This window comes from Pantoea sp. X-Soil-ISGK-355, from assembly GCF_059730805.1.
In genome coordinates this window covers 2,902,410-2,921,714 of sequence record NZ_AP035971.1, presented here as the reverse complement: position 1 = coordinate 2,921,714, position 19,305 = coordinate 2,902,410, and the positions used below count along the sequence as shown (strand labels likewise).

Here is a 19,305-nt window from a genome sequence, read left to right as displayed (position 1 = left end):
GGGTCGGTGATTACTTTTAACTGGAAGGGGTGAATCATGAAATGGATAATCAATTATTCTTTCAAATTTAGCTGGTCGATATCAAACTCGATTTTGTGTGGTCTATTGATTGTTTTGCCGGCAACTTATTGCCTTGCTAATGATAGCGCTGACAAAGAATCTGTATCAATGTGTGCTATGTTTCCCACTGATGCTATTTCTGATGTTTATCAAAGCATGAGTGCTAAAACGAGTGAAGATAATTCTTACCTCCTTGTAACAAGTGCCAGTGAAGCAAATTATTCTTGGGGTGACGACAGGTTAGCTATCGATGGACATGCATATATTTTAAATGGCGCCCTTTTAAAATTAGATTCCTTGACCATATATAGTATGGAAAATGGCGACCAAACTGACGAAGTTATATATTTAAGTAAATCTAATCGCGGGGTTGGAGGGGTGTTTTATCGTGATATTGCTAAAGATGGATCGCCTGATGTAAGTGCTATGTATATTAGTAATATAGGTCACGTTAGCCATTTTAATGTAACTGTAAGCCCTGAATGCCTGAACCACTTCCCTAAAAGTGTTTTGTCCAAGGTTTCTGCTGAGTAGACGCTTTGGCAACTCATTATTGACTGATTTTTATTGCGATGAGCATTACTCATAATCAAAAAATTCGTTTGTGATGTTTTCATATCGAGATAATTAATGTTGTATTCCCTTAAACATCTTCCTGATTGTTATCCACGTCCAGATCATCCAAAAGTATCGCGCTGGTTTGCCGTCCTGGCAGCAATGTTGGTCATTAGCGTGATCCTCATGCGCATATTCGGACGCTACATTGATACCCGGCACTTTTGGTTAATTGCCATAGGCACACCCGTCGTTATATGGACTGTTAGTTTCATTATTCGCATGTGGGCGTGGTCATTACAAGACACTAAAGCGAATGGTTTTGACCGACGTCGGGAGCAATGGATCTTAGGTGAGACCCGTAGAGCACGTCGTGCGCTTCAGGTGTTGAATACGACATTTATTACAGCCCATCAGGAAGACGAACAGCGTTCTGTCGCTGATGATATGCTCAATAATCACAGCATTATCATTTCGCAGTCGGACTGGAAAGGCGAAAAAAGCAGGAGGCTGAGCCGTATTACGGCAGAACCAGAAGATACTCCTGGATTGGTTATCTCACGTTTGTTCTCTGAGCTTATTGCCGATCTTCCAGTTCACCAGTTTCCTGAGAACGCTTCGCTTGTAGTCATCCTCGATGTCTCGTCATCTCTGCCACTCCCTGCTGTCAGAAATATCTGGCAGGAAGCCTGGCAGGAGAGTGGCATAACCTGTGCGCTTGAGTACACAGACAGAAATGGGCCGGGGGTAGTTAACCACTGGCTGGATCACCGCATTAAAGATGATGCGATGTTATTGATTGTTGGCCTCCAGATTGATCCGGTTGTTTCAAACAATACTGCTGAAGCAGCCGTTGCTCTGCTTCTTGGCAACCGCCTGACCCAGGAGGCACTCGAACCTCTCGCGTTGCTGCACCGGCCAGATCCTGCTCCAACCGGTGAGCTGAGGGAGGGGATGAACATGGCCGCCTATAACGTCCCGCTCAAAGAAAACATCGTCAAAAATTTATGGCTTGCCGGGCTAACAGGTGAGCAGCGTGCAGAAGTGATCGAGTGCCAGAATGCTCACCCTGCGCAATCTGTAGAGGACGAAGCCGTCATTTCGCTCGATACATCTATGGGGCATGCCGGTACTGCGGCCCCCTGGCTGGCTATCGCTGCCGCCACCGAAATCGCCCGACAAACTCAGTTACCACAGATGATTATCTGCGGTGATACCACACAGAATGTGCTGTGGAGCACGCTCATTACCCCGATTGCTTCCCGACAGGAGATGGATCCGTGAAGCTACCTTTAGCACCGAAGACTACGGAAGGCCGCTATCTTGCTGTCGCATTGATTTTCTTTTTGCTGTTAGCCGTTATGACGTTCATGGTCTGGAAGCATCCGGATATAGCCGGGATTGAAGACGGAAGTCAGCAGCAAATTTACTGGCTTATCGCCGGCGGATGTATTTCAGGCTGCTCCCTTATCGTATCAATGGTGCTTCTGGCGGCGGTACGCAATGCCGGTAAACAGGAGTTTAATGCGCTTGTCGACAACACCAACGGTGATGATGAGAAAAGGAAGCGGGAACATGATAAAGCGCCTGTTCACCCTGCGGTGGCCATGTGTAACAAGATTCGGGGACATCTCCGCTCCCGTATTGGCCTTTACTGGCGTCGTAAAACCCGTCTGTTGCTCATCACTGGCGATGAGGTGGCAATCGAGCAGCTGGTACCTGGCCTGCAGGAAAACCAGTGGCTTGAAGGTAACCGTACCGTTCTGATTTACGGCGGCGCTCTGACTGCTGAGCCCGATAAGGAAAAATACACCGCGCTGCGTAAACTGCGTCGCGGGCGCCCACTGGACGGCATTGTTCGCGTCATACCGCATTCGCTTAATCTGACCCCACAAATCAGCGACAACGATTTACGCGGACTGGAAAAAATCAGCGAACTGCTTCGTTACTCCGCCCCGGTCTGGCTGTGGAAACTGAGTGACAGCACCTGGTCGCAGGCAAAACGCACTGAGCAGCCGGTAGGGGCCAGTTTCCCACTGCGTGCTAAGCCCGACGATATTACCCGCCAGCTTGAGCTGATGCTGCCGGCCCTGCGAACGCAGGGCGTGAGTCAGGTCGCTGAGAACAATAGCCACGACTTCCTGCTGCGCCTTGGCCAGCATCTTAAAGACGACGGCATCGCCCGCTGGGCTCAGCAACTGGTGCCATGGCTGGCTGCCTCTCAGCAGCGCGTTCCGCTGCGAGGCCTGATGTTCAGCCTGCCGGAGAATAAACCCGCCGCTACCGCAGGAGAAACAGCCGGTGCTGCACCTGCCGACGCTGAGAAATATATTCCGGAATCACAACGCCATGCGCTGACCCTGCCGGTAACCTGGCAGGGCATTGTGGATGACTGTACCCGCGTGCGTGGCCGCCGTGTCGGTATGGCGTTGGAACAGACGCTGGCCTGGACGCTGATGGCCATTATCGGTGTCTGGGGGGCGGGGACGCTGCTGTCGTTTGCGGTCAACCGCCTGCAGATTGTCTCTGTGGCGCAGCAGGCGCATGCTCTGGTGGAGCATCCCTCCGTATCGGATTATCAGCTGACGGCTCTGCATACGCTGCGTAATGACGCCGGCCGCCTGCAGCACCGAATTCAGGAAGGCGCGCCATGGTATCAGCGCTTCGGTCTGGACCATAACCAGCAACTGCTCGACGCGATGCTGCCCTGGTACGGCGTGGCGAACAACCGCCTGATCCGCGACCCGGCAAATGCCGCCCTGACGCAGAAGCTCAGCGTGCTGGCAGGCTCCGCTCCCGGTAGCGACCAGCGTGCACAGCTGGCGAAGCCGGGCTATGACCAGCTGAAGGCCTGGCTGATGATGGCCCGTCCGGATAAAGCCGATGGCGCGTATTACGCTCAGACCATGAAAGCCGTGCAGCCGACGCGGATGGGCATTTCAACCGGCCTGTGGCAAAGCATGTCACCGGATTTGTGGGCCTTCTACATTTCCGAACTGCCAAAACAGCCACAGTGGAAAATCACGCCGGATGCGCAGCTGGTGAGCCAGAGCCGTCAGGTGTTGTTGCAGCAAATTGGACGGCGTAATGCTGAAAGCACTCTGTATGAGAACATGCTCAAATCCGTGCGTCGTAACTTCGCCGATGTGTCTCTGGAAGACATGACCGGCGGTACCGATGCGCGGCGACTGTTCACCACCGAGGAAGTGGTGCCCGGCATGTTTACGCGCCAGGCGTGGGAGGGGGGCATTCAGCAGGCTATCGAAAAGGCCGCAAATTCCCGCCGGGATGAAATTGACTGGGTGTTGAGCGACAGCCGGAAAGCGGTTTCCTCAGACCTGTCGCCGGAAGCCCTGAAAGCACGTCTGACGCAACGTTACTTCACCGACTTTGCCGGCAGCTGGCTGAGCTTCCTCAACAGCCTGCACTGGAATCCGGCAAACAACATTGCTGATGTGACTGACCAGCTGACGCTGATGAGTGATGTCCGTCAGTCGCCACTGATTGCCCTGATGAATACCATCGCCTGGCAGGGGCAGACCGGCCAGCAAAGCGAAGGCCTTTCGGACTCCATCATCAAATCGGCTAAAGATCTCGTAGGCGGGAAAGACAAACCTGCGATTGACCAGTCTGCGTCAGGGCCGCAGGGGCCGCTTGATGAAACCTTTGGCCCACTGCTGACGCTGATGGGGAAAAACAAAGGCAGCAACGTCATGTCGGCTGACAATTCACTGAGCCTGCAGACGTATCTGACCCGCATCACCCGCGTGCGTCTGCGTCTGCAACAGGTGGCCAGCGCCTCTGATCCGCAGGAAATGATGCAGACTCTGGCGCAGACCGTATTCCAGGGCAAAAGCGTGGATCTGACCGACACCCAGCAGTACGGCAGTCTGATTTCGGCAAGCCTTGGCGAAGAGTGGAGCGGTTTTGGCAGCACGATGTTTGTGCAGCCACTGACCCAGGCCTGGGAGACCGTGCTTCAGCCGTCGGCAGCGAGTCTGAATGACAAGTGGAGCCGTTCGGTGGTGGCGAACTGGCACACCGCCTTTGACGGACGTTTCCCGTTTGCGGCGAGTAAAAGTGATGCCTCCCTGCCTATGCTGGCTGAGTTTTTGCGCAAGGACAGCGGACGTATTGAGCGCTTCCTGACCACAGAACTCAGCGGAGTACTGCACAAAGAGGGCAGCCAGTGGGTACCGGATAAGGTCAACAGCCAGGGGCTGAGCTTTAACCCGGCTTTCCTGCGGGCGATTAATCAACTGAGCCAGCTGTCAGACATTCTGTTCACCGATGGCAGCCAGGGCATCAGCTTTGAGCTGCAGGCGCGCCCTGTGCCGCAGGTGGTCGAAACACAGCTAACCATTGATGGCCAGCCGTTGCATTACTTCAATCAGATGGCTGACTGGCAGAGCTTCCGCTGGCCGGGAGAGACTTACAAGCCGGGGACGATGCTGACCTGGACTACGGTCAACGCCGGCGCGCGTCTATTCGGAGATTACAGCGGGACCTGGGGCTTTATTCGCTGGCTGGACCAGGGTAAGCGCCAGCAGCTTGACCGCAGCCAGTGGATGATGAGCTTCACCGCTCCGGACGGTCGAACCCTGCAGTGGGTATTGCGCTCACAACTCGGAAAAGGTCCGCTGGCGCTGCTGGATCTGCGCGGATTCACGCTGCCGGATCAGATATTCAGTGTCGACAGCGCAGCCACGGCTCAGGCGCTGATGGCCAGCGCCGGAAACAGTGACATGGATGGGGGCGAATAATGAGCACACTGCAGAATCTGGTTGTGGCCTGTCAGGCTGACGACACGCAGCTGCGGCAACAGGCGCAAACACGCACGGAAAACTGGCAGGCCTGGCTTGCTCCGATAAGTGACACCAGTCCTACCGGAGAAGACCCTGGCTATGACGACGATTTTCAGCGTATCCGGGAGGAGGTCAATAAGCTTTCCGGCATCGATACCGGGCTGATTTGCACGCTTGCCGAAAAACTGCTGGCCAGCACTGCCAAAGATATCCGGATCGCCACCTACTACTGCTGGGCGCGTTTGCATCAGGACGGGGAAACCGGATTTGCCCAAGGGCTTGAACTGCTGGCGGGATTGCTACAGCGCTATGGAACGCAGCTTCATCCTCAGCGTGAGCGGAGCCGTAAACCGGCGCTGGAGTGGCTCGCAGGCTCCCGTGTGCTGGACAGCCTGTCACTCTGGCCGGAAGTGGTACGCGACGATGCGCTGCGCACTGCCGGTGCGCTGCTGCTTATTCGCGACAGTCAGGAGACTGAGCCGGAAGCGTCACGCCCTGAGCTGAATGCTCTGTACAGCGCGCTGGAATCTCGCCTGATGAAAGCCGGTGGTGTGGATGCTGTGGTGCCACAGAACGCCGGTAACAAGGCACAGTCACAGACCTCCACGCACATGACGGAGCCTGACGCGCCAGTTCTGAGTCGCATTACCTCCGGTCAGGATTTGCTGGCTCAGGCCCGTACACTGACAGGATATTTGCGTGATCAACCCGATGGCTGGCTTGCCGCCCACCGGTTGATGAAAAGCCTGCGTCATGACACGCTGAGCGCTATTCCGGCACCGGATGCTGAAGGAAAAACGCGCATCGAACCGCCTCGTGCAGACCAGCGGGCCATGCTCAAACGCCTGTACCTGCAGCAGAGCTGGTCCGAAATTATGGAGCAGGCAGACAGCGCTTTTTCTCGTGGCGCCAATCACCTCTGGCTGGATTTGCAGTGGTATATCCACCAGGCCCTGGTGAAGTCAGGGCAGAATGTGCTGGCTGATATCATCGCCGCCGACCTGAAAGGGCTGCTGCGCCGCCTTACCGGGCTTGAAACCCTGGCCTTTAATGACGGTACGCCGTTTGCCGATGAGGTCACGCTGAACTGGATAAACCAGAGCGTGCTGGACGATATGTCCGGCTGGCGAGATGAGCCAGTCAGTGCCGACAGTGGAGATAATAACGATATTCTGGCTCTTGAGCCGGAAGCGCTGGAGAAAGCGGATACTGATGGTCTGGATGCCACACTTCACTGGCTGCAGACTCGCCCGGGCGCCGACTCCGCAAAAGACAAATGGCTGTTGCGTCTGCTGATGGCCCGTGTGGCCGAGCAGAAAGGTAAGAATGAACTGGCGTTGCATTTGCTGGGTGAGCTCGACATTGCCGCACAGTCAATCACCCTCACACAGTGGACTCCTGCACTGCTGTTTGAAGTGAAATCACGTCGCCTCAGACTGCTGCGAATGAAAGCCACACGCAGTGAAACTGATAAATCACGGCTTCAGCCTGAGATGGATTTGCTTCTGTCCGGTCTGATTGCGCTCGATCCGGCCAGCAGTGCAGTGCTTTGCGGATAACCCGGACAGAATTCAGCTAAAGGGAAAAATATGGCAGCAGAAGGCTTTTACCTGGTGCAGGGCGACAAGACGACCTGCGGCGGGAAAATCACCACGGGCGCAGAGGATCACACTCTGTTTGATAAACCTGTTGCCCGGGAGCAGGACAGTGTGACCTGCGGGAAGCATGCCGGGCTATTCAAGATAGCCGGTGGCATCGACAACGATACCATTCATGACCGGCGAATGGCCGGAACCCTCGACAGCTACAGTACCTGCCCCTGCAAGGCGAAGTTTATTCCGTCGATGATGGATGATACATACGAGAAAAGTTCAGCAGGAGCAGCAGCTTCTGCTGAGGAGCCTGGAAAGACATCGATAGCGAATGCCATTTCTCAGGCTTTTCTGGCAGGCGCGCAGGCTGATACGATGTTAGCTCCGGGATATCCTACGTTGATTAACACCCACACCGTTCCGGATGACAATGTGCGAGGGATGCTGAGACGTAACAGACATGATTTCCTCTTGCTGACGCTGGAGGAATGCCAGAGGATTATTGACGGCTGGGATTTCGTTAAAAAGAAATGGAAAGATGCCACAACAAATCCCGTCGTAAATACTGTCAAAACATATGCAACGAATATCGATGATGCAGCCAATGCTTCAGCGATGATTTACAAACTGGGAAGCATCGGTATTACCGCGACAGTGTTTGTTAACCACAAAGGAACACGTCTGATAAAAATCAGTGGTTATGCAGCAATCAGAAAAACACTGAAGGCTCCAGTTTTTGGTGAAATGAATCCAAATATCATCGAGGCAGGGATAGGGAAGTTTGGTTTGCAGAAAGCCATCATCGACGGTGCGATTCTCGGTTTTGTCTATGTATCGGTAATAGATACAATTGATTTCATATTGAATGATGAAACCTCACTTGCAATGTTCCTTGGGACACTTGCTACTGACATTGTCAAAGTAGGGATTTCTTCGGCAGCACTTTATGCCGTTGGGTTATATACAATGTCTGCGTATGTTGTGCTGAATATTGCTGTTGTTCTTGTTTTTGGCGCAGGTATAGCCTGGGTGCTTAACACACTTGATAAAAAATATCATATTACAGATAGTTTGGTGGAGTTAATGGCACCTTACATTGAATCAGCGCAGCAAGAGTTTGTAGAAAAATCCAGAGAGATATCAAATGATGTGCTCGACTTGGGTGGTATGTATATTGATGGAATGCTCAGGAAAGGGCGGCATGTCATCGAGACTGAGATAAAGCAGTATCTTAAGAAGTATATTGGCGACCTAACATCGCAGGTGATTGATTTATGAGCCCTAAACATAGATTTATTGGTAACCTTATTATTTGGTGTGTTTCGTCAATAGGCTCTTTGTGGTTCGCAATTGATGCATATAGTGAGTTATTTGGGTTTGGAAGTGACATTGTATTTTCACCGACAGTTCCCGCTTTGCTAATGATTCCGATTATTCTGATATTTCCATGTATATATTGGTATTTGGCTATGCGGTACGGCGAGGAACGGGCGGTTATTAAATGTAAAAAAACAAGCAGAGTATTTATTGGTCTGGTAGGTGTTTTTATCGTCAGTTCTGTCATCTTTTCGTTTGCGTACATTTCGACTCTTGAGAGTAAAGGCTATGTGAAATGCACCGGCCGTCCTGATGGATGGATGCCGGGGATGGCCACTGAGTATGTACTACCACCATCGGTATGTGGGCAGCGTGGTAATTAATAAGATGTTCCTTTCCTCAGGAACATCATCAGCACAATTTTATTCAGATAATACTATTCATTCAGCAATTATTGAGCAGAAATAAATATGGATGATTTAACCCTGCGTTATTATGACGCTGAAATGCGATATCTGCTGGAAGCCGGTGAAGAGTTTGCGCGTGCTCACCCGGAGCAGGCGGCAATGCTCAATCTCGATAAAGCAGGAGCGCGCGACCCTTACGTGGAGCGGCTGTTCGAGGGCTTTGCCTTCCTGATGGGCCGGCTGCGCGAAAAGCTCGATGACGACCTGCCTGAACTGACCGAAGGGCTGGTCAGCCTGCTGTGGCCGCATTACCTGCGTACCATTCCGTCCATGTCGGTGGTGGAATTCACCCCTGACTGGCGTGAGATGAAAGAGCAGATGCGCATCGTCAAAGGCTTTGAGGTGAACTCGCGGCCGATCGGTGAGAAAGGCACGCGTTGCCGGTACACCACCACCAAAGAGATTACCCTTCAGCCATTGTCGCTTGAGAGTGCCCGACTGGCGACCGATCCAGATGGCCGTTCGGTCATCACTCTGCGCTTTAACTGCAGTCATCTCGCCGACTGGAGCCGTGTCGATCTCAGCCAGCTCCCGTTCTACTTCAACGCTGATGCACCGTTGGCCTGCGCCATGCATGAGGCCTTTACCATGAACACGGCCCGCCTATGGTTGCGGATGCCCGGAGACATGGACAGAAGACCGCTCGACGGGTATTTCACCGCGCTGGGTTTCGGCGACGACGATGACCTGTGGCCGAAGGGAAGCAGCAGCTTTAGCGGCTATCAGCTGCTGCTGGAGTACTTCACCTTCCGTGAAAAATTCATGTTCACAGGGCTGCGTGGGCTGGAGACCGTGGTCTTTCCGGCTGAGCTCCCATGGTTTGAAATTGACGTGGTGCTGGCGGAGCGCTGGGAGCATGATTTCAGCTTTACCGAAAAGCATCTGCGCCTGAACTGTGTGGCGGTGATTAACCTGTTCCCGCTGGAATCCGACCCGCTGACGCTCAACTCCCTGCAGACAGAATACATGCTGCGCCCGATGCGCGTGCAGGATGGCCATACCGAGATTTACGCGGTGGATTCGGTGATGTCATCGAGCCAGCATACCTACGTGCCGTTTTCGAGCTTCCGCCACAAAGGCGGAATGATGCGTCATGAAGCGCCGGAATATTACTACCACACCCGCGTGCGCCGTGGCCCATCGGGCCTGCATAATACCTGGCTTATCCTTGGCGGTGAGGCCTTTGATAACCACACCGTACCGGAAGACGAAAGCCTGTCGCTGACGCTTACCGGCACCAACGGCCAGCTGCCACGACGAGCACTGCAGAGCACGGTGCTGGATACGGTGATGAAAACCACCTCGGCCAGTATCGGCGTGCGTAACCTGTGTGCGCCGACACTGCCCTGTTATCCGCCGGCGCAGGATCGTTTTCACTGGCGCGTGCTGAGTCACCTCGGCAGCGGATTCCTGTCGATGATGGATAATGCCGATGTGCTGCGCGGTACCCTGGCGCTATACGAATGGACCGACAGCGAGATGAACCGCCGCCGACTGGAAGCCATCATTGACGTGAAGCACAGCGAAACCGAGCGGTTTGAGCAGGGCTACCTGGTACGCGGTGTGCAAATTGAGGTGACGCTGGACAGCCACGGCTTTGCCGGGCGCGGTGATATCTGTCTGTTCGGCGAGATGCTGAGCCGCTTCTTCGCGCTGTACACCGACATCTACCTGTTTAACCGCCTGATTATTATTCTGCAACCGACCGGAGAGCGCCTGGAATGGGAAGAGAAGCACAACCGCCGCATTCCCGGCTGACCCCGCGGCTGGAGTCTGACCTTCACCGCATTAACTTTTACCGTTTATGCCAGCTGCTGGAGAAACGTAATCCGGGCAGGCCACTGATGGGCTCGACCAGCCATCCGGCAGATGACCCGGTGCGGTTTGCGCCGCATCCGGGGATGGGTTTCCCTGCCAGTGAACTGAAAGCTGTCGAATATGACGAGGATGATGACCGCAGGCCACCGCTCATCCGTACGACCTTTATGGGGATGTACGGTGTCGATTCCCCCTTACCAACGGCCTACCTGGATGACATCACCCAGCGTCGCGAAGGGCACGAGGCGCTTCAGGGCTTTCTGGATATCTTCAGCCACCGCATCCTGACACAGTTTTACCGCATCTGGCGTAAATACTCTTACCCGGCCACGTTTGAGCCCGGCGGCACAGACAGCATTTCGCAGTCGTTGCTGGGTCTGGTGGGGCTGGGCATTCCGGGCACCGCAGAGCACATCGCTACCCCGGTATCGCGCTTTCTGTCGCTGCTGGGCGTACTGCAGCAGCCAGGTAAAACCCAGGAAGGGATGCAGGCGCTGGTGAGCCTGCTGGCACCTGACACGACGGTGCAGGTGAGCCCGTACTGCCTGAGGCCGGTGGAGGTCAGTCAGCCGCTGGGCTTTTACGGCGATGACGATTTTCTTCTGGATGGCAACACGCCGCTGGGTGAAGAAGCGATGGATGCTAACAGTCAGCTGCTGATTGCCCTGTCCACCGATAACGAACAGGAATCACAGGGCTGGAAACCGGATGGTCTGCTGTATCAGGACTTTCTCGTGATGCTGCGTGTCTATCTGGGCTGGCGCTTTAAGGCAAAAATCACCCTGACTACCGCCACCCGTCTGCTGGCCGCGCCGCCCCTTGGCGAAGGCCCATTCTGGCTGGGGATGAATGGCGTGCTGGGCGCGGAAGACGAAGGTCTCCTGGACGATATCCCGCAGACCTATACGACCGAACTGGGCTATTACACCGGCCTGCAGCCCGCGACACTACAACAAGGAAACCGACGTGTTACGTACAAGTTTAACTAAAACCATGCGCTGGCTGTTACCGCTGCTGGCATTCAGCCTTGCAGGCTGCGGGGCGACGCAAAGCATCACCGATGGCACCAAATCAGCATTTAACGCCGTGTTCTACAAAAAAATTAAGGTGCTGCACCTGGATTTCACCGCCCGTGAGGCGCTTAACACCGATTCACGCGAGAGTAACTCGCTGTCCGAGCCGGTGGTTATCCGTGTCTGGCAACTGAAAGACCGCAAAATCTTCGACAAAACGGTCTACCAGCAGTTGCTGAAAGACGGGGAAACTATTCTGAAGGCTGACCTGCTGGCCACCCGCGATGTCGTGGTGAAACCTGGCGGGGATGCAAATCTTGATATGCCCATGGAAGAAGATGCGCAGTTTGTCGCCGTGGTCGGGTTGTTCCGTCACCCGGATATGGTCAACAACACCTGGAAGCTGGTGATAGGGCGCGAAGACCTTGACCCGGATAAGCCGCGCATTCTGGAAGCCGGTAACAATCATCTTACGCTGCAACCTCTAAAGGACGACTGATGCCCCAGGGACACAACACACCTTCACTGTATGAAATGCTGACCGGCAACTTTACCGGCGGCCTCGATCTCCATCAGGTCAGTGAACAAAATCAGGTGATTTTGTCCGTGCTCGATAACATGCAGCGCGTCCTCAACTGCCGTGCCGGCACGCTGGCGCATCTGCCGGACTACGGTCTGCCGGATATGACCAAAATCCTGCAGGGGATGCCGGGTACCGCCCATGAGCTGATGGGCACCCTGTCTGCTGTCCTGCTCAAATATGAGCCACGCCTGAAAAAAATTACGGTCGTCCTGCTGGAGCAGAACGTCCCCGGCGAGTTGCGTTATGCCATTGATGCTGAGCTTAAGGGGATTGGCCTCGTGCGTTACGGCACCGAGTTTATGCCCGAGGGACGAGTGATGCTGAGACACCTGAAGCAACAGCAGTATATTGATACCGCAACCTATCTGTAAGGCCAGAGAGCATCATGTCAGTAAAATCACAGTTTCTCGATAAATTGCAGGCCCGACAACCTGCTCCGGTTTCATCTGTCAGTAAGAGTCAGGCCGATATTGCAGAGTTTCGCCTGCGAATGACGCAACTTCAGGAGCAGATGGACGTGTGGCTGGAAGGTACCGGACTGAATGTGGAGGCGTACAGTACATCCGTTACGGATCTGCTGGTGGAGAACGGGACTTTTGAGATTACCGCCCTCGTTCTGCGTATCGACGACCGGTCTGTAAAATTTGTGCCGGCGTTCCTTTATGGTCAGGGTGTGACCGGGTGCGTGGAGGCGACCTTCCGTGATGGGAGACATACGACTTCACTGGGACGTTTATTCATGCGGTCAGGAATGGTGAACAACTGGACCTTTAGTCCGCCAGGTACTTTATCCCGCCCTGGGCAGCATTTTGATGAAAGCATTTTCTTTGACCTGATTTTAGCGCTTCTGCCATAGCTGGAGCTGAAAATGAATCATTATTTTAATGCTTTAAATCATTGCTCGTTTTCCTGACGAAGCGGTTAATAGCTTTCGGATTACTTAGCCACAAAGTAACGAAATAAATAACGGATATGGAAATGAGAAAATTAATCTTTATTCTGGTCTCAGGGATACTGTTTACGGCACAAGCCGATGCTGCGCGTGGAAGGCAACCCTGCTCAGGTTCAAAAGGCGGTATAGCGCACTGCACATCGGATGGACGTTTTGTCTGTAATGACGGGAGCCTGAGCCAGTCGAAGCGATTCTGCTCCGGATATAGTTCTTCAGCAACCAGCAATCCGGTTAAACAGTCTACTTCCACTCGCAAAGCTAAAACGAAAAAAGTGACAACTGCGAAAAAACAGGAACAGCAAAGCGTTGCAGACAACAATGAACCGGTCAGTAACCAACCCCGACAGCCCACATGCGCTCCCCTCTATATGGCCAGTAAGCCCGGATACACTCATTTACCGATTTGCTCAGGGAATCAGTATTAGTCGGATAGGGCAGAGATTCTCTTCTCGTTATTCAAATTAAATCGTCAGGATAAAAATAAGAAAGGAGAGACATAAAACATGACAAGAAGAAAAAAAGATGACAATGCTGCGGGTATTTTTCTGGTTATTATTGGCGTCATTGCCTGGGGTATTTATGTCGCGGTAAGAGCATTAATCAATATTAATGGGCGATTTAACCAGCGTAAGGCGTTTTTCCGGGCCGAGCTCAGCCGGATAATCGATGAGGTTGAGCGTCATCATGGACAGGTTGAATATATTGCTGACCCGGTGGCGCTACAGTATCTGCAGAGTCTCGAATATGCAGAAAGCCAGGCCGCATAAACAATAACCTTTAATAGCCCCTGGTACGTCAAATGGACAACTGGTCATGAATGACATCAACCCGCGAAAAATCAAAACCGGCGGCGACCCGCGCACGCTACCGGACTATGCCACTCTGCGTCATGAACTGAGTAAGCTGACACATCCGGCTCGCCCGGATGTGAACTGGCATTATGTCGAAAAACTCTGCCTCTCACTGTTTGAGCAGAACGGTGTGGAATTGCAAACCGCAGCCTGGTATACGCTTGCGCGTACACAACTGACCGGCTTACCCGGGCTCAATGAGGGGCTGGCGATACTCGAGGCTCTGATAAGCCATCAGTGGGGGGCGCTGTGGCCGCAGCCAGTCCATGCGCGCATGGAAATCCTCAGCAGCCTGAGTCAGCGCCTGCAGCAACGGATGCGCTCGCTGCCGCTGAATTACAGCGACCTCAGCCACCTGTATCGGGCGGAGCAACTGCTTACCGGACTCGGAGAGGTACTGCAGCGTCTGGAACTTAAGCATCTGAGTCAGCTCGATACGTTGCGTACCCTGATGCACAACAGTGCTGTCCGGCTGGAAAACAGCGATGGCATAACCAGCAGCGGGTCGAACATTCAGCCAGGTATCGTGTTGGCTGCCACCGTGATGAATGATGCGACAGCATCCACCAGAGACTTTGCTGGTGATCCGGATGAAGATACGCCAGAGAGTGCAGTGAAGAGGGCTTACGTTGCGCAGTCGGAACAGCAGCCGAATGTGGAAGTGCTGGCAACTATGCCCACTCCGATAAAAAAATGGAAATCCTTCTCCGCCGGGATGTGTACCATGCTGGTAATAAGCATAGTTTCAGTGTGGAGCTGGCATTTTCTTCACCGGCCAGACCCTCTACAGAATCAGCTTGCTGCTTCACTGGCTCCGTTCCCTGCACCTCTCACGTCTGAACAGTTGGGGATGTTGCGTCAGCAGACTCCGTTACCGCAGGATCTTATCGCACAGACACAGCGGCAGCTTGCCAGGCTGGATAAGTTGCCGCCTGACTGGAATATGGACTTCAGTCGACAGCTTGTAAAACAGGCGCAGGTGCTTTCGCCAGAGCAGGCTAAACCTCTGGCACAAAACTGGCAGCAGCAACTCAAGGCGATTGCATTACCGACAGAACATCTTGCTGACTGGTATCAGGGAATGACAACGCTACAAAAACTCAGTGACAGACTTAACGGGCTTGATGAGCAGAAAGGTAAATACGTAACGGTCAGTGAGCTGAAGTCAGTCGTTTTTTCAGCCATGCAGTCTTTCAGCCAATCGATACCGGCTGAAGAGCAGCTAAGGGCATTGTCACAAAATCCCGCAGGCGAACCTCTGCCTGCTGCTGCCAAAGCTCAGCTGGAGATGCACCTGAAGCAACTGATTGCCCGTTATGCAGAAATAAAACAGAATGCATCTAAATAAAAAATATCTGAAGCATTCGATGCAGCCAATTACCCATACCCGGCCGGTCATGATTACAACGCATTCGCAGGTGTTCATTCATTTGTCTGAAGAGCATAGCCATAGCCGTTAAACAATCAATGGTAAGTGAGCAGAAAAAAGGCAAAGGGGTGTAGCCGTCATTAATAGCATAATGTTGATTTTTAAGGGTTTTAAATGATGGGGGCGTTTTCAAAAGAGGAGAAGTCTGGTGTCCCCTGCAGGAATCGAACCTGCAACTAGCCCTTAGGAGGGGCTCGTTATATCCATTTAACTAAGAGGACCGCGGCGTGCAGTATAGCGAAAGAGGTCTGAAGATTCACCAGGTTGCCGTGCGTTTGCTCATTCCGCCAGCAACACTGCTTTTATGTCTTCCTTCTGCTGCTATTCAGGTCGTGACGGCGAAGGTGCTAAACCCAAAATAAGCGCATCGCCGCCAGTAAGCTTACTCATATTCCATATAGATAATAATGGTGCCGACCACGGTGCCAGGTGATGCGTTCGCTGCATCAAAAATTTTATAGCGTGCACCAATATCGATCGCCGTCAGCGATGAAACGAGATCTTTGCCTTTGGTCATCGCTGCCAGTGAGGTTGATGCGGAGTCATAACCGGTCGTGAATTTTAATGGATCAGAAAGGGTATTAAACAGCTGAAAGCCGATGCCTGAAGAGGTGGAAGAGGCATTCCTGACGATGTAGTTAGCACTATCAACAATATCGTTACTGTAGGCACGCAGGTTAAACGTTTTCGTTGCCTTACTGTCAATGCTTCCACTGCAGGAGAGGGGAATAGAGAAGCGCGTATCCGAGTAATCACCGGATTTAAGGGTAAACAGCGTTGTAGAAGGCAGGGTGAACTGCTGATTCTGGATGCTGCAGGTCGTGCTGACCGGCACAAATGAGATATCGATCGACGCAAATCCTTTTAGATCGATATAAGAAGCGGACGCGGCTGCAGCTTTAGTCGCTACCAGACCACGAAGCGCACTGGCAGTAGGATAAGCAGTACTGCCGTTCGATGAGATCAAATACATCAATGGAAGTTCTGTCTTGCCATTAGTGGTGGCGGTATCATAAGTAGTGCTGTCTGTTATTTCAGCATGAATTGTAATGTCAGTATCAAAATCGGAAGCCGGATAATCCTGTGACAGTCCCGCACTAAAATTTTTACTGGTCACCGGAAGAGATGCCGTAAATTTGATGTAATTTTCCTGGTCGCCTGTCGTGAATTTTACTGTGTAGCCGCCTTCAAGACCGTTACGGTAATAGAGGGTTTCACCACCATTGGCACAGCCCAGTTTAAATGCCGAAAAATTTGAGCTACTGGTGACGGAATAACTGCTTGCCAGTGAAAGCATATTAGCCAGATCAATATCACTTGTTGTGGAAGTGGCAACAGTCGCCTTATCAGTAGCCAGCGTATAAGGGTTACAATATGCCAGCGCCTGATTAATTGAAACGATGGCGAGTGCGAAAAATAATCCCGAGGCGATTATCAGATTCTTTATAAACGTGTGCATAGATTATCTCCGGTGAGAACCGCGTTTTTAATTACGCAGGACTGCTGTTTATCGGTCCGTGCCAGAATATAGTCAGGCAGGGTATCGGCTTTAACGTAAATAAGCCCACCCTGCGCCACATACCCTAATTCGCCACCTTTACGGTCGAACAGAGCGGCACCAAACGCCAGCGGCGTTCCATCTGTATAGCGCGCCTGCAGAGAAAAGGTTTTACGGGTATCCGTAATGTATTTCACATAAGAAATACTGCCTTTCCACGGCGCAATTTTTTTAATATTTCCCTGAATATCACTGGCTGATTCAGAGTTAAGATAAAACGTATTTTTACGCCACGGCGTCGCGAAGGGCACCAGCGCCTTACCCTGACTGTTAGTATAAATTGTCGCGTTACCATTAACTTTCGCACCCGCAACGCCTGGCGCATCAATAATCACGAAGTGATTACCGGTCTGTGGTGACGTTAGCAAGCCGTGCTGAGAGAGCAGAATCGTTCCCGAAGCCGTCGCGCCATATTGGGTATATTTCTCGCCCTGTGTCAAATTCCCGGTAAAGGTCGACCACGGAGAGGCATAAGAGAAATAACCGCCGGATGAGGCACCGTCACGGCTTCGATTATTCACTAACAGGTTATACCTGAACGCGTCTGAAACCTTTTCATTCCAGCCCAGCGAGGCGCTTGACTGGCTTCCCTCAACACTGGATGAGGCACTGACTGTGCCATCGTGCCCAAATAGGCTCCAGGGAATGCTGAGTGTTAAACTGGCGTACTCTTCCTGGCGATAAACCGCCTTACTGCGATTCTCTTCATACAGTTCAGCATTGGTATAGATTCTTTTGCCTGCGTTAACTGACCAGGAAATCTGATTATAAGTATTGCTCCATCCCACACTAAACTGGCGAGAGACTTTTTCGGTATTCCAGTAACCCACAGCGTACAGGCTGGCGTTTAACCTGCCGAAACCGGCTGGCAATTGTTGATCAATTGCCAGGTTCAGACTGTTCTTTTCCTGAGCTCGATAGCCTATACGGTCACTGATATATTCAGCGGTAGTGTCTGCCTGACTCAGCGTAATGAAATTTTTGTCGCTGTAAGAGGCCGCAACAGTGACGGATGTTCGGGTTGGAAAATGTTTATTCAGTGCTACCCGGACTTTCTCACCCTGCTGCTTATCCTCTGCTAAATTCGCCTGGGTATATTGATAGCTGGTGGTGAGTGTTCCGAGCCACGGAACGAGCAGACCGGTACCAATCAGTCCGGACTGATATTTTTCGGCAGCTATGGCACCGGTCACCAGCGTCAGATAATTATTGATCCCCCGGCTGTACTCTGCCTGTAAAAAATTACTCTGTCTGAACAGGGCGTCACTTTTGAATTTACCGGTATACATTGCCCAGTCGGTTGAGCCGCTCCTGAGCAGGCTGCCTGCAGACGAATAAGGAATGACGGTTGTAGTTTTACTGCCATCCGCGTTTTCAATCACCAGATAGAGATCGGAACGTGAACCGGTTGGCATCAGATCACTAAACTCAAAAGGGCCCACGGGTACGCTTTGCTGAAAAACGATCCGGTCATCCTGCAGCACTTTAACTATCGCATTGGTTTGTGCTATGCCGCTGATCACTGGCATATAAGTTCGGTAGCTGTCCGGCAGCATGCCGAGATCTTTAGTCAGACTCACGCCACGGAACTTTACACTGTCAAACCAGGATGAACTGGTATTATCTTCACCCACTTTAACCGTCGAGCTTATTGAAGGTAGAGATTTTTCAAGATAACGAGAGCGGTTAATCCATCTTGAATCGGTCTGATTTCGATAATAGTAACTATTATCGCGCAGATGCCAGTCAGCAACATTAAACCCGCTGTTCAGGGTCAGGTAGAGGTTCGACTGGTCATTACTGTTATTGTATTTTCCTCCGGAATAGATTGCGCTGTAATTAGTGAAAAGTCCGGTGATACCTTTATCCCACAGTTCCGGCGGCATCCAGTTGCGGTCGTGCGCAATAATACGAGCCTGCGGGACGGTAATATCCAGCTGGAAAATATCCTGACGAAACTTAAGCGCGTCGCCAGTGAGAATATCCTGCAGGTCAACCCAATCCTGGTTCAGCGGCGTCAGTATCTTATTGTGTGCGTCAGGGTCGCTTTTGATATCTAAAGCACTGATATCTTTTCTGGGAATAAGAAAGACGCCATTCCCTTCTACTCTTAGCTGATGATTACCTTTCCACTCTTTATTAACATAAATATCCACGCTGTAGACGCCAGGAGAGATAGGGTTTCTCTCACCGGACCAGGCTTCATTCGAGGCGCTACCGAGCATAAAGCCCTGATTAAATTCTTCCTCAGCATAGCTGCGAATACACACAGCGATGCTGATGAAAAGTAACGTTGTTTTTAAAA

At 52.2% G+C, this 19,305-nt stretch carries 15 protein-coding genes, 1 tRNA gene and 1 pseudogene; 14 read left to right on the top strand and 3 right to left on the bottom strand.

The annotated features are described in order from the left end of the window. Positions 1 to 36 precede the first annotated feature (36 nt). The 14 genes and pseudogenes from AC6I8J_RS13350 (at position 37) to AC6I8J_RS13285 (ending at position 15,361) form a co-directional block, all read left to right on the top strand. Entirely contained in the window at positions 37 to 594 is a 558-nt protein-coding gene (locus tag AC6I8J_RS13350) for a hypothetical protein (RefSeq protein ID WP_497825461.1), read from the top strand. Positions 595 to 690: 96 nt separating this feature from the next. After that, entirely contained in the window at positions 691 to 1,899 is a 1,209-nt protein-coding gene (locus AC6I8J_RS13345; protein ID WP_497825460.1) for a KPHS_23130 family T6SS system protein, read from the top strand. After that, entirely contained in the window at positions 1,896 to 5,378 is a 3,483-nt protein-coding gene (locus tag AC6I8J_RS13340; protein WP_497825459.1) for an ImcF-related family protein, read from the top strand. Before AC6I8J_RS13345 ends, AC6I8J_RS13340 begins: the two co-directional genes overlap by 4 nt. Then, positions 5,378 to 6,979: a type VI secretion system protein TssA gene (gene tssA / locus AC6I8J_RS13335; RefSeq protein ID WP_497825458.1), complete on the top strand. Its 1,602-nt coding sequence runs from the start codon at positions 5,378 to 5,380 to the stop codon at positions 6,977 to 6,979. Before AC6I8J_RS13340 ends, tssA begins: the two co-directional genes overlap by 1 nt. A 30-nt stretch (positions 6,980 to 7,009) precedes the next feature. Further along, a complete protein-coding gene (locus AC6I8J_RS13330; RefSeq protein ID WP_497825457.1) occupies positions 7,010 to 8,290 on the top strand; it encodes a PAAR domain-containing protein in 1,281 nt (426 codons plus the stop codon). Then, positions 8,287 to 8,712, top strand: coding sequence for a DUF1240 domain-containing protein (locus AC6I8J_RS13325; RefSeq protein ID WP_497825456.1), 426 nt, complete (start codon positions 8,287 to 8,289; stop codon positions 8,710 to 8,712). Before AC6I8J_RS13330 ends, AC6I8J_RS13325 begins: the two co-directional genes overlap by 4 nt. 87 nt (positions 8,713 to 8,799) lie before the next feature. After that, entirely contained in the window at positions 8,800 to 10,554 is a 1,755-nt protein-coding gene (tssF, locus tag AC6I8J_RS13320; protein ID WP_497825455.1) for a type VI secretion system baseplate subunit TssF, read from the top strand. Continuing rightward, positions 10,518 to 11,603, top strand: coding sequence for a type VI secretion system baseplate subunit TssG (gene tssG / locus AC6I8J_RS13315; RefSeq protein ID WP_253419561.1), 1,086 nt, complete (start codon positions 10,518 to 10,520; stop codon positions 11,601 to 11,603). The genes tssF and tssG overlap by 37 nt, the downstream gene beginning before the upstream one ends. After that, the gene (gene tssJ / locus AC6I8J_RS13310) at positions 11,581 to 12,126 is read left to right on the top strand and encodes a type VI secretion system lipoprotein TssJ (protein ID WP_497825454.1); all 546 of its coding nucleotides are present in this window, start codon (positions 11,581 to 11,583) and stop codon (positions 12,124 to 12,126) included. The genes tssG and tssJ overlap by 23 nt, the downstream gene beginning before the upstream one ends. Beyond that, entirely contained in the window at positions 12,126 to 12,581 is a 456-nt protein-coding gene (tssE, locus tag AC6I8J_RS13305; RefSeq protein WP_217217261.1) for a type VI secretion system baseplate subunit TssE, read from the top strand. The genes tssJ and tssE overlap by 1 nt, the downstream gene beginning before the upstream one ends. A 14-nt stretch (positions 12,582 to 12,595) precedes the next feature. Beyond that, complete coding sequence (locus AC6I8J_RS13300; RefSeq protein ID WP_253419556.1) at positions 12,596 to 13,066, top strand: hypothetical protein; 471 nt, start codon at positions 12,596 to 12,598, stop codon at positions 13,064 to 13,066. Between the two features lie 122 nt (positions 13,067 to 13,188). After that, on the top strand, positions 13,189 to 13,587 hold the full coding sequence (locus AC6I8J_RS13295) for a YdcA family protein (RefSeq protein ID WP_497825453.1): 399 nt from the start codon (positions 13,189 to 13,191) through the stop codon (positions 13,585 to 13,587). Between the two features lie 189 nt (positions 13,588 to 13,776). Then, positions 13,777 to 13,929: pseudogene (locus AC6I8J_RS13290) on the top strand (GIY-YIG nuclease family protein); the annotation flags it as partial. Between the two features lie 46 nt (positions 13,930 to 13,975). Beyond that, the gene (locus tag AC6I8J_RS13285) at positions 13,976 to 15,361 is read left to right on the top strand and encodes a VasL domain-containing protein (protein WP_161733462.1); all 1,386 of its coding nucleotides are present in this window, start codon (positions 13,976 to 13,978) and stop codon (positions 15,359 to 15,361) included. Between the two features lie 227 nt (positions 15,362 to 15,588). Here the strand turns inward: AC6I8J_RS13285 and AC6I8J_RS13280 are convergent. From AC6I8J_RS13280 to AC6I8J_RS13270, 3 genes are all read right to left on the bottom strand, one after another. Then, a tRNA-Arg gene (locus tag AC6I8J_RS13280) sits at positions 15,589 to 15,663 on the bottom strand. 161 nt (positions 15,664 to 15,824) lie between these two features. Next, positions 15,825 to 16,901 carry a fimbrial protein gene (locus tag AC6I8J_RS13275; RefSeq protein WP_497825452.1) on the bottom strand — a complete coding sequence of 359 codons (1,077 nt, stop codon included), beginning with the start codon at positions 16,899 to 16,901 and terminating at the stop codon, positions 15,825 to 15,827. Continuing rightward, on the bottom strand, positions 16,886 to 19,270 hold the full coding sequence (locus AC6I8J_RS13270) for a fimbria/pilus outer membrane usher protein (RefSeq protein WP_285088268.1): 2,385 nt from the start codon (positions 19,268 to 19,270) through the stop codon (positions 16,886 to 16,888). The genes AC6I8J_RS13275 and AC6I8J_RS13270 overlap by 16 nt, the downstream gene beginning before the upstream one ends. Between the last annotated feature and the right edge of the window lie 35 nt (positions 19,271 to 19,305).